15 protein-coding genes are annotated in these 14,186 nt (G+C 65.1%); 14 read left to right on the top strand and 1 reads right to left on the bottom strand.

All coding sequences use genetic code 11. The features are described 5' to 3' along the window. Positions 1 to 47 precede the first annotated feature (47 nt). The 6 genes from GW587_RS20780 to GW587_RS20755 all read left to right on the top strand — a co-directional run bounded on the left by GW587_RS20780 (position 48) and on the right by GW587_RS20755 (position 4,659). On the top strand, positions 48 to 704 hold the full coding sequence (locus GW587_RS20780; protein WP_166106508.1) for a YqgE/AlgH family protein: 657 nt from the start codon (positions 48 to 50) through the stop codon (positions 702 to 704). A 72-nt stretch (positions 705 to 776) separates the two neighbouring features. Beyond that, entirely contained in the window at positions 777 to 1,106 is a 330-nt protein-coding gene (ruvX, locus tag GW587_RS20775) for a Holliday junction resolvase RuvX (RefSeq protein ID WP_229259575.1), read from the top strand. 3 nt (positions 1,107 to 1,109) lie between these two features. Beyond that, the gene (gene pyrR, locus GW587_RS20770) at positions 1,110 to 1,619 is read left to right on the top strand and encodes a bifunctional pyr operon transcriptional regulator/uracil phosphoribosyltransferase PyrR (RefSeq protein WP_166106506.1); all 510 of its coding nucleotides are present in this window, start codon (positions 1,110 to 1,112) and stop codon (positions 1,617 to 1,619) included. A 5-nt stretch (positions 1,620 to 1,624) separates the two neighbouring features. Beyond that, positions 1,625 to 2,590 carry an aspartate carbamoyltransferase catalytic subunit gene (locus tag GW587_RS20765; RefSeq protein WP_166106505.1) on the top strand — a complete coding sequence of 322 codons (966 nt, stop codon included), beginning with the start codon at positions 1,625 to 1,627 and terminating at the stop codon, positions 2,588 to 2,590. 11 nt (positions 2,591 to 2,601) lie between these two features. Then, positions 2,602 to 3,900, top strand: coding sequence for a dihydroorotase (locus GW587_RS20760; RefSeq protein ID WP_166106504.1), 1,299 nt, complete (start codon positions 2,602 to 2,604; stop codon positions 3,898 to 3,900). Positions 3,901 to 3,909: 9 nt separating this feature from the next. Further along, entirely contained in the window at positions 3,910 to 4,659 is a 750-nt protein-coding gene (locus GW587_RS20755; protein WP_166106503.1) for a lysophospholipid acyltransferase family protein, read from the top strand. On the opposite strand, the gene GW587_RS20750 is transcribed toward GW587_RS20755, so the two are convergent. Continuing rightward, entirely contained in the window at positions 4,660 to 5,517 is an 858-nt protein-coding gene (locus tag GW587_RS20750; protein WP_166106502.1) for a symmetrical bis(5'-nucleosyl)-tetraphosphatase, read from the bottom strand. A 141-nt stretch (positions 5,518 to 5,658) separates the two neighbouring features. Here GW587_RS20750 and rfbB point away from each other — a divergent pair, with 141 nt between their 5' ends. The 8 genes from rfbB to waaA all read left to right on the top strand — a co-directional run bounded on the left by rfbB (position 5,659) and on the right by waaA (position 14,160). Then, complete coding sequence (rfbB, locus tag GW587_RS20745; protein ID WP_166106501.1) at positions 5,659 to 6,732, top strand: dTDP-glucose 4,6-dehydratase; 1,074 nt, start codon at positions 5,659 to 5,661, stop codon at positions 6,730 to 6,732. Then, positions 6,729 to 7,625 (top strand): glucose-1-phosphate thymidylyltransferase RfbA, encoded by an 897-nt coding sequence (gene rfbA, locus GW587_RS20740; protein WP_166106500.1) that lies wholly within the window; start codon positions 6,729 to 6,731, stop codon positions 7,623 to 7,625. Before rfbB ends, rfbA begins: the two co-directional genes overlap by 4 nt. Continuing rightward, entirely contained in the window at positions 7,622 to 8,170 is a 549-nt protein-coding gene (gene rfbC / locus GW587_RS20735) for a dTDP-4-dehydrorhamnose 3,5-epimerase (protein ID WP_166106499.1), read from the top strand. The genes rfbA and rfbC overlap by 4 nt, the downstream gene beginning before the upstream one ends. After that, complete coding sequence (gene rfbD, locus GW587_RS20730) at positions 8,167 to 9,024, top strand: dTDP-4-dehydrorhamnose reductase (RefSeq protein WP_166106498.1); 858 nt, start codon at positions 8,167 to 8,169, stop codon at positions 9,022 to 9,024. The genes rfbC and rfbD overlap by 4 nt, the downstream gene beginning before the upstream one ends. A 292-nt stretch (positions 9,025 to 9,316) precedes the next feature. After that, the gene (locus tag GW587_RS20725; protein WP_166106497.1) at positions 9,317 to 10,411 is read left to right on the top strand and encodes a glycosyltransferase family 4 protein; all 1,095 of its coding nucleotides are present in this window, start codon (positions 9,317 to 9,319) and stop codon (positions 10,409 to 10,411) included. A gap of 77 nt (positions 10,412 to 10,488) precedes the next feature. After that, positions 10,489 to 11,871, top strand: coding sequence for a phosphomannomutase/phosphoglucomutase (locus GW587_RS20720; RefSeq protein ID WP_166106496.1), 1,383 nt, complete (start codon positions 10,489 to 10,491; stop codon positions 11,869 to 11,871). A gap of 1 nt (position 11,872) precedes the next feature. Continuing rightward, positions 11,873 to 12,883 (top strand): lipopolysaccharide heptosyltransferase I, encoded by a 1,011-nt coding sequence (gene waaC / locus GW587_RS20715; protein ID WP_166106495.1) that lies wholly within the window; start codon positions 11,873 to 11,875, stop codon positions 12,881 to 12,883. Further along, positions 12,883 to 14,160, top strand: coding sequence for a lipid IV(A) 3-deoxy-D-manno-octulosonic acid transferase (gene waaA / locus GW587_RS20710; protein WP_166106556.1), 1,278 nt, complete (start codon positions 12,883 to 12,885; stop codon positions 14,158 to 14,160). The genes waaC and waaA overlap by 1 nt, the downstream gene beginning before the upstream one ends. Positions 14,161 to 14,186: the final 26 nt, after the last annotated feature.

Raw genomic sequence — 14,186 nt, 5'->3', positions numbered from 1 at the left:
AGTAATTGTCCGCAGCACAGAGAACCCCAGCAGAGAGAGCAACGCGTATGAAGAAGAGCAAAATCGGCCCAACTCTACCTGTACCTGGCCTGTTACAGGACGTCGTGGATCCGTTGGCGCCTATCGCCGCCAGCGCGGACGGCGCCATGAACCTGGCTAATCATTTCCTGATAGCAATGCCATCGATGCAAGATCCAGTGTTCGGCGGCACGGTGGTGTACGTGTGCGAGCACAATGAAAACGGCGTTCTCGGCGTCGTCATCAACAAGCCGACCGACATGACCATGCAGACGCTGTTCGAGCGCATCGACCTGAAGGTCGAGTCCGGCCTGGAGGGCCACGACGACGAGCCGGTGATGTTCGGCGGCCCGGTCCAGGACGACCGCGGCTTCGTGCTGCATACGCCGGGTCACCATTATTCGTCGTCGCTGACGGTGACCAAGGATGTGGCGTTCACCACCTCGATCGACGTGCTGGAGGCCGTGGCCAACGGCGAAGGCCCGCCGCAGATGCTGGTGTCGATCGGCTATTCGGGCTGGAGCCCGGGTCAGCTGGAGGACGAGATCAGCCGCAACGGCTGGCTGACCGTCGGCGCCGACCCGCGCATCCTGTTCAACCTGCCTATCGAGGAACGCTACACGGCGGCCATGCGGCTGCTGGGCATTGATCCCTTGATGCTGACTTCCGAGGCCGGCCATGCATAAACTGATGTGCCAGCCGTGAGCATCGAAACCATCTTCGCATTCGATTTCGGCGTCAAACGCATCGGCGTGGCAATGGGCAACACCATGATCCGCCAGGCCGAGCCGGTCAAAGTCATTTCCGCCATCGACAACGCCACCCGCTTCGCCGACATCCAGGCGTTGCTGGACGAGTGGAAGCCGTCGCGCCTGGTGGTCGGCCTGCCGATGCATCCCGACGGCGCCGAACACGAGATGACCGCGCGCGCGCGCAAGTTCGCGAATCAATTGCACGGCCGCTTCAGCCTGCCGGTGGAGCTGGTCGACGAGCGCTACTCCTCGGCCGTGATCTCCGCCAAGCGTGGCGAAGTCATCGACGACCGCGCCGCCGCCATTATTCTGCAACAATACTTCGATACCATTTAAACCATGTCCACACTGAACCCCAACCAACTCGATGCCGAGGCGTTGTACGCGGCGCTGCTGGCCGACGTCAAGGCCGGCTTGGCCGGCGTGACCGATGTCGCCATCGTCGGCATTCACTCCGGCGGCGCCTGGATCGCCGAACGCCTGGCGGCCGACCTCGGCCTGTCCGCCCGCTGCGGCGTGCTCGACGTCTCCTTCTACCGCGACGATTACGCCAAGAAGGGCCTGCCGGCCGACGTCAAGCCGACCAACATCACCTTCGACGTCGCCGCCGCCAACATTCTGCTGGTGGACGACGTGCTGTACACCGGCCGCACCACCCGCGCCGCGATCAACGAACTGTTCGACTACGGCCGCCCGGCGCGCATCATGCTGGCCGCGCTGGTGGACCGCGGCGAGCGCCAGTTGCCGGTCGCCGCCGACTTCGTCGCCGGCCACGTGCAAGTGCCGCAAGGGCAGGCGCTGGTGCTGAAACGCGCCGACGATGGAAAATTCACGCTAACCATAGAATAGTCACCATGCTTAATCCGCAACTGAACAAACACGGCGAGCTGCAGCACTTGCTGTCGATCGAAGGGCTGCCCAAGTCCATCGTCAATCACATCCTGGACACCGCCACGTCCTTCGTCGGCATCTCCGACCGCGATGTGAAGAAAGTCCCGCTGATGCGCGGCAAGTCGGTGTTCAACCTGTTCTTTGAAAACTCGACCCGCACGCGCACGACATTTGAAATCGCCTCGAAGCGTTTGTCGGCCGACGTGATCAACCTGAACATCCAGGCCTCCTCGGCCAGCAAGGGCGAATCGCTGCTGGACACCATCGACAACCTGTCGGCCATGCACGCCGATATGTTCGTGGTGCGCCACGCGCAGTCGGGCGCGCCGTACCTGATCGCCAAGCACCTGCACGACACAAAGCAGTCGCACGTCCACGTGGTCAACGCCGGCGACGGCCGCCACTCGCACCCGACCCAGGGTCTGCTGGACATGTACACCATCCGTCACTACAAGAAGGACTTCACCAACCTGACGGTGGCGATCGTCGGCGACATCCTGCACAGCCGGGTCGCGCGTTCGGACATCCACGCGCTGACCACCTTGGGCGTGCCGGAAGTGCGCGCCATCGGCCCGCACACCTTGCTGCCGGGCGGCCTGGAGCAGATGGGCGTGCGCACCTTCACCAACATGGACGAGGGCCTGAAGGGCGTCGACGTGATCATCATGCTGCGCTTGCAGAACGAGCGCATGAGCGGCGCGCTGCTGCCGTCGGCGCAGGAATACTTCAAGAGCTACGGCCTGACGCCGGAACGGCTGGCGCTGGCCAAGCCGGACGCGATCGTCATGCACCCGGGCCCGATGAATCGCGGCGTCGAGATCGACTCGGCGGTGGCGGACGGTCCGCAGGCGGTGATTCTGCCGCAGGTGACGTTCGGGATTGCGGTACGCATGGCGGTGATGAGCATTGTGGCAGGGACTCAGGGATGATGAACGCAGTGATGAAACTTCATATTAAGAACGGCCACCTGATCGATCCGGCCAACGGCATCGATGGCAAGAACGACCTTTACGTCGCCGACGGCAAAGTGCTGGCGGTGGGCAGCGCGCCGGCCGGCTTCGTCGCCGACCAAACCATCGACGCGAGCGGCCTGATCGTCTCGCCCGGCTTCGTCGACCTGTCGGTGCGCCTGCGCGAGCCGGGCTACGAATACAAGGCCACGCTGGAATCGGAAATGCAGGCGGCGATGCAAGGCGGCGTCACCAGTCTGATCTGCCCGCCGGACACCGATCCGGTGCTGGATGAACCCGGCCTGGTGGAAATGCTGAAGCACCGCGCGCGCGGCCTGAATCAGGCACACGTGCATCCGCTGGGCGCGCTGACCGTCGGCCTCAAGGGGCAGGCGCTGACCGAGATGGCCGAGCTGACCGAAGCCGGCTGCATCGGCTTCGCGCAGGCCGAGGAACCGATCGAAGACACCAACGTGCTGCTGCGCGCCATGCAGTACGCCAAGACCTTCGAATACACCGTATGGCTGCGTCCGCAGGACGCGCATATCGGCCGTGGCGGCATCGCGGCCAGCGGCCCGCTGGCCTCGCGGCTCGGCCTGTCCGGCGTGCCGGTGATGTCGGAAACCATTGCGCTGCACACGATCTTCGAACTGATGCGCGCCACCGGCGCCCGCGTCCACCTGTGCCGCATGTCGTCGGCCGCCGGCATCGAGCTGGTGCGCAGCGCCAAGAAGGAAGGCTTGCCGGTCACCTGCGACGTCGGCGCCCACCACATCCACCTGACCGACGCCGACATCGGCTTCTTCGATTCGAACGCGCGCGTCACGCCGCCGTTCCGCAGCCAGCGCGACCGCGACGCGATCCGCTTCGGCCTGCTGGACGGCACGGTCGACGCCTTGTGCTCGGACCACACGCCGGTCGACGACGACGAGAAGCTGCTGCCGTTCGGCGAAGCCTCGCCGGGCGCCACCGGGCTGGAGCTGCTGCTGTCGCTGAGCCTGAAATGGGCCGACGACTACGCCAGCACCCAGGACACCGGCAAGGTGCGGCCATTGGCGCGCGCCGTGGCGCGCATCACCTCGGACGCGGCACGCGTCGCCGGGCTGGACGCCGGCACGCTGTCGGTCGGCGCCATCGCCGACGTCTGCCTGTTCGATCCGGAGGCGCGCTGGACGGTGGAAGCGTCGGCCTTGGCCAGCCAGGGCAAGCACACGCCGTTCCTGGGCTACAACCTGGCGGGCCAGGTGCAAACCACCATCGTGGCCGGCCACGTTGCTTATCAGCGTTGATCAGGCCGCATGAAATCATCGATGATTTTCCGCCTGGCGCGGGTGATGTTGCACGTGTTCTGGGGCATGGCGATTTGCGCCACGGTGTTTCCGTGGATCGGGCAGGAAAAGCGTAACGGCCACATCCGCCGTTGGTCGACCCGGCTGCTGCGCATGTGTAACGTGACGGTGGAGCAGCGGGCCGGCGGCGCGCCGGTGCTGGAGCGGGCGATGGTGGTGGCCAACCACGTGTCGTGGCTGGACATCTTCGTCATCCACAGCCTGCATCCGAGCCATTTCGTGGCCAAGGCCGAGATCCGCGCCTGGCCGCTGGCCGGCTGGCTGGCGGAGAAGGCGGGCACCGTGTTCATCGCGCGCGGTAACCGGCGCGATCTGCGGCATATCTTCAAGGGACTGGTCAGTAGCCTGGAACGTGGCGAGCGGGTGGCCTTCTTCCCGGAGGGGACCACCTCGGCGCAGGGCAATCTGCTGCCGTTCCATGCCAATCTGTTCGAGGCGGCGATCGACGCGCAAGTGCCGGTGCAGCCGTTCGCCTTGCGTTACGAGGATGAGGCCGGGCGCTTGCACGCGTCGGTGGATTTCATCGGCGAGATGACGTTCGCCGCCAGCATCGTCGCGATCCTCGGCGGGCCGCCGGTCAAGGCCCGGCTGGCGATCCTGGCGCCGGTCGACACTGTGGGCGCGCACCGGCGCGATCTGGCCGAGGTCACGCACCAGGCCGTGGCCGCCGCGCTGGGCGTGACGGCCGCCGCGCACTAGCTACTTTTTGCCGCCGGGCGTCTGGAATTCCGGGCACTGCACCTGCAACAGGCTGCGGTCTTCCAGGCACACCGCCGACAATTGGCCGCCCCACACGCAACCGCTGTCGAGCCCGATCAAATGCGGCTTGATGGTCAGCCCCAACGCCGACCAGTGACCGAACACCACCGTCTCGCGCGCGCTGCGCCGGCCCGGCACGTCGAACCACGGCATCAGGCCGGAAGCTTCGTCCGCCGTGCCGCTTTCCTTCATCTTGAAATCCATCACCCCGTCGGCGCTGCAGAAGCGCAGCCGTGTCATCGCATTGATGATGCAGCGCAGCCGGTCCGCGCCCTGCAAATCGTCCGACCACTGATCCGGCAGATTGCCGTACATCTCGGCCAGGAACTCCTCCAGTCCGTCGCCGCGCAGCATCTCGTGCACCTCGCCCGCCAGCGCGACCGCCTGCGCCGGCGTCCATTGCGGCAGCAGGCCGGCGTGCACCAGCACATGGCCCGGCAGCCGGATCGCCAGCGGCCGGTGCCGCACCCAGTCGATCAGCTCGTCGCGGTCCGGCGCGTGCAGAATCTCGGCCAAGGTGTCGGATTTGTGCTCGGGGCGGATGCCGTAGGCGACCGCCAGCAAGTGCAGGTCGTGATTGCCGAGCACGCTATCGATCAGGCCGCCGCTGGCCATGGCCAGCTTGCGCACATGGCGCAGCGTCGCCAGCGAATCCGGGCCACGGTTGATCAGGTCGCCTGCGAACAGGATGGCGGGCTCGGCCACGCCGTCCTCGGCCGCGTGCTCGCGGATGCGGTCGAGCATGGCCAGGGCCTGCTCGTGACAACCCTGCAAATCCCCGATTACATAGGTTTTCATATGGATGCTCACTGGTTCGTTGCTTTGGAATCTGCAATACCCTGAAATCAGAGTGAGCGATGTCGATTTTTGCCCGGTAGACGGGCAGTTTCACATAAAATCATGCTTAAGACTAATTTGACGCTTGCAGCGGGATACTAAATGATTTTTGTGACAGGTGGTGCTGGTTTCATAGGTTCGAATTTCGTGCTCGACTGGCTGGCCCAGTCGGATGAGCCTGTTATCAATTTCGACAAGCTGACGTACGCCGGCAATCTGAACAACCTGGCATCGCTGAAGCAGGACCCGCGCCACACCTTCGTGCGCGGCGATATCTGCGATCAGGCCCAGGTGCTGGCGCTGTTCCAGCAGCACAAGCCGCGCGCGGTGGTGCACTTCGCCGCCGAAAGTCACGTCGACCGCTCCATCGTCGGTCCGGGCGAATTCATCAACACCAACATCAACGGCACCTTCAGCCTGCTCGAAGCGGCGCGCGCCTACTGGACCGCGCTGGGCGACGACGACAAGGCCGCGTTCCGCTTCCTGCACGTGTCGACCGACGAGGTCTACGGCACGCTCGGCCCGGACGACGCGCCGTTCAGCGAAACCACCGCGTTCGCGCCGAACAGCCCGTATTCGGCATCGAAGGCCGCCTCCGACCATCTGGTGCGCTCGTACTTCCACACCTACGGCCTGCCGGTGCTGACCACCAACTGCTCCAACAACTACGGTCCCTACCACTTCCCGGAAAAGCTGATCCCGCTGATCATCGCCAACGCGCAGGCCGGCAAGCCGCTGCCGATCTACGGCGACGGCCAGCAGGTGCGCGACTGGCTGTACGTCAGCGACCACTGCGCCGCGATCCGTCGCGTGCTGGAAGCGGGCCGCCTCGGCGAGACCTACAACGTCGGCGGCTGGAACGAAATGGCCAACCTGGACGTGGTGCACACGCTGTGCGACATGCTCGACACGCTCAAGCCGAAGGCCGACGGCGCCAGCTACCGCGCGCAGATCACTTACGTCAAAGACCGTCCCGGCCACGACCGCCGCTACGCCATCGACGCCCGCAAGCTGGAGCGCGAGCTGGGCTGGAAGCCGGCCGAGACCTTCCAGACCGGCATCGCCAAGACGGTGCAGTGGTACCTGGACAACCAGGCCTGGGTGGCCGACGTGCAGTCGGGCGGCTACGCCAAATGGGTGGAAACCAATTACTTTAATCGCGAAGGCCAGGCATGAGCACTCCACAACGCAAAGGCATCATTCTGGCGGGCGGTTCCGGCACCCGGCTGTATCCGGTGACGATGAGCGTCTCCAAGCAGCTGCTGCCGATCTACGACAAGCCGATGATCTACCATCCGCTGACCACGCTGATGCTGGCCGGCATGCGCGAGATTCTGATCATCTCGACGCCGCAGGACACGCCGCGTTTCCAGGATTTGCTGGGCGACGGTAGTCAGTGGGGCTTGAGCATCAGCTACGCGGTGCAACCGTCGCCGGACGGCCTGGCGCAAGCCTTCATCATCGGCAAGGAATTCATCGGGGATGCGCCGTCGGCGCTGATCCTCGGCGATAACATCTACTACGGAAACGACCTCGACGGCTTGCTGCGCCATGCGACCGAACAGACCGACGGCGCCACCGTGTTCGCCTACCATGTGCAGGATCCGGAGCGCTACGGCGTGGTCGAGTTCGACGCTAGCCGCAGCGCCGTGTCGATCGAAGAAAAACCGCTGAAGCCGAAGTCAAACTACGCCGTGACCGGCCTGTACTTCTACGACAGCCAGGTGTGCGACATCGCTGCGTCGATCAAGCCGTCCGCGCGCGGCGAGCTGGAGATCACCGACGTCAACCGCGTCTACCTGGAAAAGCAGCAGCTCAACGTCGAGGTGATGGGGCGCGGCATGGCGTGGCTGGACACCGGCACCCACGAGTCCTTGCTGGATGCGTCGCAATTCATCGCCACCATCGAAAAACGCCAGGGCCTGAAAGTGGCGTGCCCGGAAGAGATCGCTTATCGCAAGGGCTATATCGATGCCGCGCAGTTGCGCAAGCTGGCCGAGCCGCTGAAGAAAAACAACTACGGCCAATACCTGCTGCAGATACTGGAAGATAAGGTCGTGCCACGATGAACGTGATTGCTACGCAGCTGGAAGGCCTGCTGGTGCTGGAGCCGCGCGTGTTCGGCGACGACCGCGGCTTTTTCTTCGAGAGCTTCAACGCGCGCCGCTTCGCCGAGCTGACCGGCGTGGCCGCCGACTTCGTGCAGGACAACCATTCGCGCTCCAGCAAGGGCGTGCTGCGCGGCCTGCATTACCAGATCCAGCAAGCGCAGGGCAAGCTGGTGCGCGCCACCGTCGGCTCGGTGTTCGACGTCGCCGTCGATTTGCGCAAGAGCTCGCCGACCTTCGGACTATGGCACGGCGTCGAGCTGTCGGCCGAGAACAAGCGCCAGTTGTGGATCCCGCCGGGCTTCGCGCACGGCTTCGTGGTCACCTCCGAGCACGCCGAGTTCCTGTACAAGACCACCGACTATTGGGCCCCCGAGCACGAACGCGCCATCTTGTGGAACGACCCGGCGATCGGCATCGAGTGGCCCGCCGAGCTGGGCACGCCGCTGTTGTCCGGCAAGGACCAGGCCGCCGCGTTGCTGGCCGACGCCGAGGTGTTCGCATGAAGATCCTGCTGACCGGCGGTACCGGCCAGGTGGGCTATGAGCTGGCGCGCAGCCTGCAGGGTGTGGGCGAAGTGGTGGCGGTGGACCGCGAGGTGATGGACCTGTCCGACCTGGACCAGGTGCGCGACGTGATCCGCCGCGTCAAGCCGGGCCTGATCGTCAATCCGGCCGCCTACACGGCGGTCGACAAGGCCGAGAGCGAGCCGGAGCTGGCGTACCGCGTCAACGCCGAAGCGCCGGGCCTGATGGCGCAGGAAGCCAAGCTGCTGGGCGCGGCGATGGTGCACTATTCGACCGACTACGTGTTCGACGGCTCGCAGCCGGCGCCGCGCGTCGAGGACGATGCGACCGGGCCGCTCAACGTCTACGGCGCCAGCAAGCTGGCCGGCGAGCGGGCGATCGCGGCGGCCGGGATTCCGCACCTGATCTTCCGCACCAGCTGGGTGTACGGCATGCGCGGCAAGAACTTCCTGCTGACCATGCTGCGCCTGGCCAAGGAACGCGACGAACTGAAAGTGGTGGCCGACCAGGTCGGCGCGCCGACCTGGAGCCGGACCATCGCCGACGTTTCGGCGCAGGTGCTGTCGCAGGCGCACGCCGGCGGACGCGAATGGTGGGTGCAGAATAGCGGCGTCTACCACCTGAGCGCGCAGGGACAGACCACGTGGTTCGAATTCACCCAGGCCATCGTCGAAGCGGCGGGGCTCGAATGCCGCGTGCTGCCGATCTCCACCGCCGACTATCCGACCCCGGCCAAGCGGCCGCACTACTCGGTGATGTCGTCGGAACGGCTGACCGCGCGCTTCTGCCGCTTGCCGGAGTGGAAGGAAGCGCTGCATCTGTGCATGCAATAACCGGGGTCAGTTCCGGCATCGTGCCACGAACTCTGCGGTAGCATGCGCTACGGCAGAGTTCGTGGCACGATGCCGGAACTGACCCCGGACTTGTATCGATTGGTAAGCAATCCCACCAAGCCAAACCACTACTGGTATCATGCCGTCGCCGTTGCAAATGCGTTATTTTTGCCGCTGACGCAGCATTCCTGGCGATCAATTGAAGTCAGCCATTCTTAATCCGGTACAATCGCCAATTGGCGCGCTGACAATGCTTCATGTTGCGATGCAACGCAAAAAAACCAAATAAAATATGTTTTCCTTCCTACTGAGCTTTGTCGCTTCCGCGCTGCTAACCCTGCTGGTGATTAAAGAAGCGCGATTGCACGGTCCAGCGCTGGATTCCGACTTCCAAGGTGTGCAAAAAGTGCACAAGCATCGCGTCGCCCGCATCGGCGGCCTGTCGATCTTCCTTTCCGTGGCGCTCAGTTCCTGCATCTCCATCTGGCGCGTGCCGGCCATGAGCCAGTGGTTGCTGTCGCTGCTGGCCTGCTCGGCGGTCGCCTTCATCGGCGGCATCGTCGAAGATTACACCGGCCGCGTCAGCGCCGCCCGCCGCCTGATCCTGACCATGGCCGCCGCCGCCCTCGGCTATTTTCTGCTCGACGCCCGGGTCGACCGCATCGACTGGGCCTTTTCCGTCTGGCCGATCCAATACGTGTGGATCACGCTGCCGCTGACGGTGCTGGCGGTGGCCGGCATCGCCAACGCCATCAACATCATCGACGGCTTCAACGGCCTGGCCAGCGTGGTGTGCATCTGCATGCTGCTGTCGCTCGGCTATGTGGCCTTGCAGGTCAACGATATGTTCGTGCTGATCGCGGCGCTGATGGTGGCCGGCGCCACCGCCGGCTTCCTGATCTGGAACTACCCGGTCGGCATGATCTTTCTCGGCGACGGCGGCGCGTACTTCATCGGCTTCATGCTGGGCGAACTGGCGCTGCTGCTGGTGATGCGCAATCCGCAGGTGTCGACCTGGTATGCCGCGCTGCTGCTGATTTACCCGACCTTCGAAACCCTGTTCTCGGTCTACCGCCGCATGTTCGTGCGCGGTAAATCGCCGGCGATGCCGGACGGTATCCACCTGCACAGCCTGATCTTCCGCCGCATCGTGCAATGGGCGGTGGGGCGCAAGGAGGCGCGCGCGCTGATCCGCCGCAATTCGCTAACCTCGCCCTACCTGTGGATGTTTTCGCTGATGGCGGTGATTCCGGCCACCGTATTCTGGCGCTATACCTGGGTGCTGATGATTTCGTGCCTGCTTTTCATCGGCAGCTATATCTGGATTTACGTGCGCATCGTGCGCTTCAAATCGCCGCGCTGGATGATCCGCCACAAGAAAGATTAATCCGGTATCAAACGATATAATATTGACTCGTCTTCTCCCTTCAATCGCGCTTTGTCGCGCATCTCGCACATTCCAATATGGTCACCTTATCCAAAACGATTTTCAAAGCTTACGATATCCGCGGCATCATCGATAAAACCCTGGATGCCGGCGTGGCGCGCCAGATCGGCCAGGCGTTCGGCCGGGCCGCCTTGGCCAAGGGCGAAAACAAAGTGGTGATCGGCCGTGACGGACGCCTGTCCGGCCCCTACCTGGCCGCCGCGCTGGCCGAAGGCCTGCAGGCCGCCGGCGTCGACGTGATCGACCTGGGTGTGGTCGCCACGCCGATGGTCTATTTCGGCACCAACGTGCTGGGCGCCGCGTCCGGCATCATGGTCACCGGCAGCCACAATCCACCGGACTATAACGGCTTCAAGATGGTGCTGGCGGGCGAGGCGATCCACGGCGACTCGATCACCGGCCTGTACGACAGCATCGTCGCGCACGACGGTTCGTCGGCGGCCACGCTGGGCGCCTACAGCACCCATGACATCCGCGCCCAATACCTGGAGCGCATCATCGGCGACGTCAAGGTCTCGCGCCCGATCAAGATCGCGGTCGACTGCGGCAACGGCGTGGCCGGCGCGTTCGCGGGCGACCTGTATCGCGGCATGGGCTGCGAAGTGATTGAGCTGTTCTGCGAAGTGGACGGCAATTTCCCGAACCACCATCCCGATCCGGCGCATCCGGAAAACCTGCAGGACCTGATCCGCTGCCTGCAGGAGACCGACGCCGAGATCGGCCTGGCCTTCGACGGCGACGGCGATCGTCTGGGCCTGGTCACCAAGGATGGCCAGATCATCTATCCGGACCGCCAGATGATGTTGTTCGCGGCCGATGTCCTGTCGCGCAACCAGGGCGCGCAGATCCTGTACGACGTGAAGTGCACCCGCCACCTGGCGCCGTACATCGAGAAATCGGGCGGCGTGCCGCTGATGTACAAGACCGGCCACTCGCTGGTCAAGGCCAAGCTGAAGGAAACCGGCGCGCCGTTGGGCGGCGAGATGAGCGGCCATATCTTCTTCAAGGACCGCTGGTACGGTTTCGACGACGGCTTGTACGCCGGCGCGCGCATGCTGGAGATCCTGACCAAGGAAACGGATCCATCGGCGCTGCTGAACGCGCTGCCGCAATCGGACAGCACGCCCGAGCTGCATCTGCACCTGAAGGAAGGCGAGAATTTCATCGTGATGGACCACCTGCGCGCGAACGCCGAATTCCCGGGCCACAAGCAGATCATCACCATCGACGGCCTGCGCGTGGAATACGAGGACGGCTTTGGCCTGGCTCGTTCGTCCAACACCACGCCGGTGATCGTGATGCGCTTCGAAGCGGAGACGCCGGAAGCGCTGGCGCGCATCCAGGGCGAGTTCAAGCGCGTGATCCTGGCCGCCAAGCCGGACGCGGAACTGCCGTTCTAAGATGGCGACGCGGGCGGGCGGCGGCAAGCCGTTGAACATCTTGCTGGTGCGCGTCTCCTCGCTGGGCGACGTGCTGCACAACCTGCCGATGGTGGCCGACATCGCCCGCCATTTCCCGGACGCGAATATCGACTGGGTGGTGGAGGAGGGCTATGTCAGCCTGGTGCGCCTGAATCCGCGCGTGCGCAACATCATCCCGTTCGCGCTGCGGCGCTGGCGCAAGAGCCTCGGCAAGCCGGAAACGCGGGCCGAGATCAAGGGCTTCTTCCGCACCCTGCGCGCGCAGCAGTACGACTATGTATTCGACACCCAGGGCCTGCTCAAGACCGGCGTCATCATGGGCGCGGCGCGCGTGGTGAAGGGCGGCCGCAAGGTCGGCCTGGCCAACGGCAGCGAGGGTTCGGGCTATGAGGGCATCTCGCGCGTCTTCCATAATTTGAGCATTTCGACCGATCCGCGCACCCACGCGGTGGCGCGCGGCCGCATCGTCGCCGGCGCTGCGCTGGGTTACGCGGTCGATACGCCGGCCGATTTCGGGCTGCCGCCGGTGTCCGCCGACGAGGCGCGTCCGGCGTGGATGCCGGCCGAGCCTTATGCGGTCTACTTCCACGGCACCGCGCGCGATCCGAAGAAGTGGGCGCCCGACAACTGGATCGCGCTCGGGCGCGAGCTGGCGCCGATGACCATCCTGCTGCCATGGGGCTCGCCGAAAGAGAAGGCGGAGGCGGAGCATGTCGCCGCCGCATTGCCGAACGCGCGCGTGCTGCCCAAGCTGTCGATGGCGGACGCGATGCTGCTGGCGCGCCACGCCTCGCTGGTGATCGGCGTCGACACCGGCCTGACCCACATCGCCGCCGCCTTCGTGCGGCCGACGGTGGAGATCTACGCCGATTCGCCGCGCTGGAAGACCGAAGGCAACTGGTCGCCGCGCATCATCAACCTCGGCGACCGTGGCGCGCCGCCGTCGGTGCCCGAAGTGCTGGCCGCCGCCAAGAGCTTGCTGGCCTCATGATGCGCCTACTTTATTCTTTCGCCTGGTGGCTGGCCTTGCCGCTGGTGCTGACGCGCCTGTGGCTGCGCGGCCGCAAGGAACCGGGCTATCGCCAGCATTGGGGCGAGCGGCTGGGTTTCTATGGTGGCGCCGCTTCCGCCGCGCAGACTTTGTGGGTGCACGCCGTCTCGGTCGGCGAGACCCGCGCCGCCGAGCCGCTGATCGATGCGCTGCTGGCCGAGTATCCGTCGGCGCGCGTCGTCCTGACGCACATGACGCCGACCGGCCGCGCCACCGGCAAGTCGCTGTTCGCCCGCCACGGTGCACGGCTGGTGCAGTCCTACCTGCCGTACGACACCGGCTTCATGGTCAGCAGCTTCATCAAGCATTTCAAACCGTCGGTCTGCATCCTGATGGAGACCGAGGTCTGGCCCAACCTGATCGCCGGCTGCAATGCGCGCGGTGTGCCGGTGGTGCTGGCCAACGCGCGCTTGTCTGAACGCTCGCTGCGCAAGGCCGTGCGTCTCGGATCGCTGATGCTGAACGCGGCGCGCGGCATCTCGCTGGTCGCCGCGCAGACCGAGGCCGACGCGCAGCGCATACGTTCGCTGGGCGTGCCGCGCGTCGAGGTCACCGGCAGCATCAAGTTCGACGTGGTGGTGCCGGAAGCGGCGCTGGCCATCGGCGCATCGCTGCGCGCCAGCATCGGCACCCGTCCGGTGCTGCTGTGCGCCAGCACGCGCGAGGGCGAGGAGGAGCTGATCCTGGATGCTTATCGACAGGACCGGTCGTCGTTGCCGGCGCGGCTGCTGCTGCTGATCGTGCCGCGCCATCCGCAGCGCTTCGGCGAAGTGGAAACCATGATCGGCGCGCACGGGCTGAACGTGCAGCGGCGCAGCAAGCTGGCCTTGGACGGCAGCCCGCTGGCCGGGCATGTGGATGTGCTGCTGGGCGATTCGATGGGCGAGATGTTCGCCTACTACGCGGCCTGTGACGTGGCCTTTGTCGGCGGCAGCCTGATGCCGTTGGGCGGGCAGAATCTGATCGAGCCGGCGGCGCTGGGCAAGCCGGTGCTGATCGGGCAGCACACCTTCAACTTCGCCGAATCGACGGAAGATGCGCTGAAGGTGGGCGGCGCCGAGCGCGTCGCCGACGCCGCCGGCTTGATCACCGCGACCTCGCGCCTGCTGCGCGACGACGCCGCGCGCGCAGCGATGGGCCGCAATGCGCTGACCTTCGCCAACCAGTATCGCGGCGCCACCAGCCGCACCCTCGCGCTGCTGCCCCCGCTCCTCTAATAACCCCCGGTGTCAGTGCCGACATT

It is taken from the genome of Duganella aceris (assembly GCF_011090165.1).
Lineage (GTDB): Bacteria > Pseudomonadota > Gammaproteobacteria > Burkholderiales > Burkholderiaceae_D > Rugamonas > Rugamonas aceris.
This window is presented reverse-complemented; position numbering and strand designations above follow the sequence as displayed.

Bases quoted from the DNA above. Each gene is read 5' to 3' on its own strand.
- waaC (WP_166106495.1), top strand. From the start codon at position 11,873: ATGGCGACGCGGGCGGGCGGCGGCAAGCCGTTGAACATCTTGCTGGTG.
- rfbB (WP_166106501.1), top strand. From the start codon at position 5,659: ATGATTTTTGTGACAGGTGGTGCTGGTTTCATAGGTTCGAATTTCGTG.
- pyrR (WP_166106506.1), top strand. From the start codon at position 1,110: ATGTCCACACTGAACCCCAACCAACTCGATGCCGAGGCGTTGTACGCG.
- rfbD (WP_166106498.1), top strand. From the start codon at position 8,167: ATGAAGATCCTGCTGACCGGCGGTACCGGCCAGGTGGGCTATGAGCTG.
- rfbC (WP_166106499.1), top strand. From the start codon at position 7,622: ATGAACGTGATTGCTACGCAGCTGGAAGGCCTGCTGGTGCTGGAGCCG.
- GW587_RS20760 (WP_166106504.1), top strand. From the start codon at position 2,602: ATGAAACTTCATATTAAGAACGGCCACCTGATCGATCCGGCCAACGGC.
- GW587_RS20725 (WP_166106497.1), top strand. From the start codon at position 9,317: ATGTTTTCCTTCCTACTGAGCTTTGTCGCTTCCGCGCTGCTAACCCTG.
- rfbA (WP_166106500.1), top strand. From the start codon at position 6,729: ATGAGCACTCCACAACGCAAAGGCATCATTCTGGCGGGCGGTTCCGGC.
- ruvX (WP_229259575.1), top strand. From the start codon at position 777: ATGGGCAACACCATGATCCGCCAGGCCGAGCCGGTCAAAGTCATTTCC.
- GW587_RS20750 (WP_166106502.1), bottom strand. From the start codon at position 5,517: ATGAAAACCTATGTAATCGGGGATTTGCAGGGTTGTCACGAGCAGGCC.
- GW587_RS20720 (WP_166106496.1), top strand. From the start codon at position 10,489: ATGGTCACCTTATCCAAAACGATTTTCAAAGCTTACGATATCCGCGGC.
- waaA (WP_166106556.1), top strand. From the start codon at position 12,883: ATGCGCCTACTTTATTCTTTCGCCTGGTGGCTGGCCTTGCCGCTGGTG.
- GW587_RS20755 (WP_166106503.1), top strand. From the start codon at position 3,910: ATGAAATCATCGATGATTTTCCGCCTGGCGCGGGTGATGTTGCACGTG.
- GW587_RS20765 (WP_166106505.1), top strand. From the start codon at position 1,625: ATGCTTAATCCGCAACTGAACAAACACGGCGAGCTGCAGCACTTGCTG.
- GW587_RS20780 (WP_166106508.1), top strand. From the start codon at position 48: ATGAAGAAGAGCAAAATCGGCCCAACTCTACCTGTACCTGGCCTGTTA.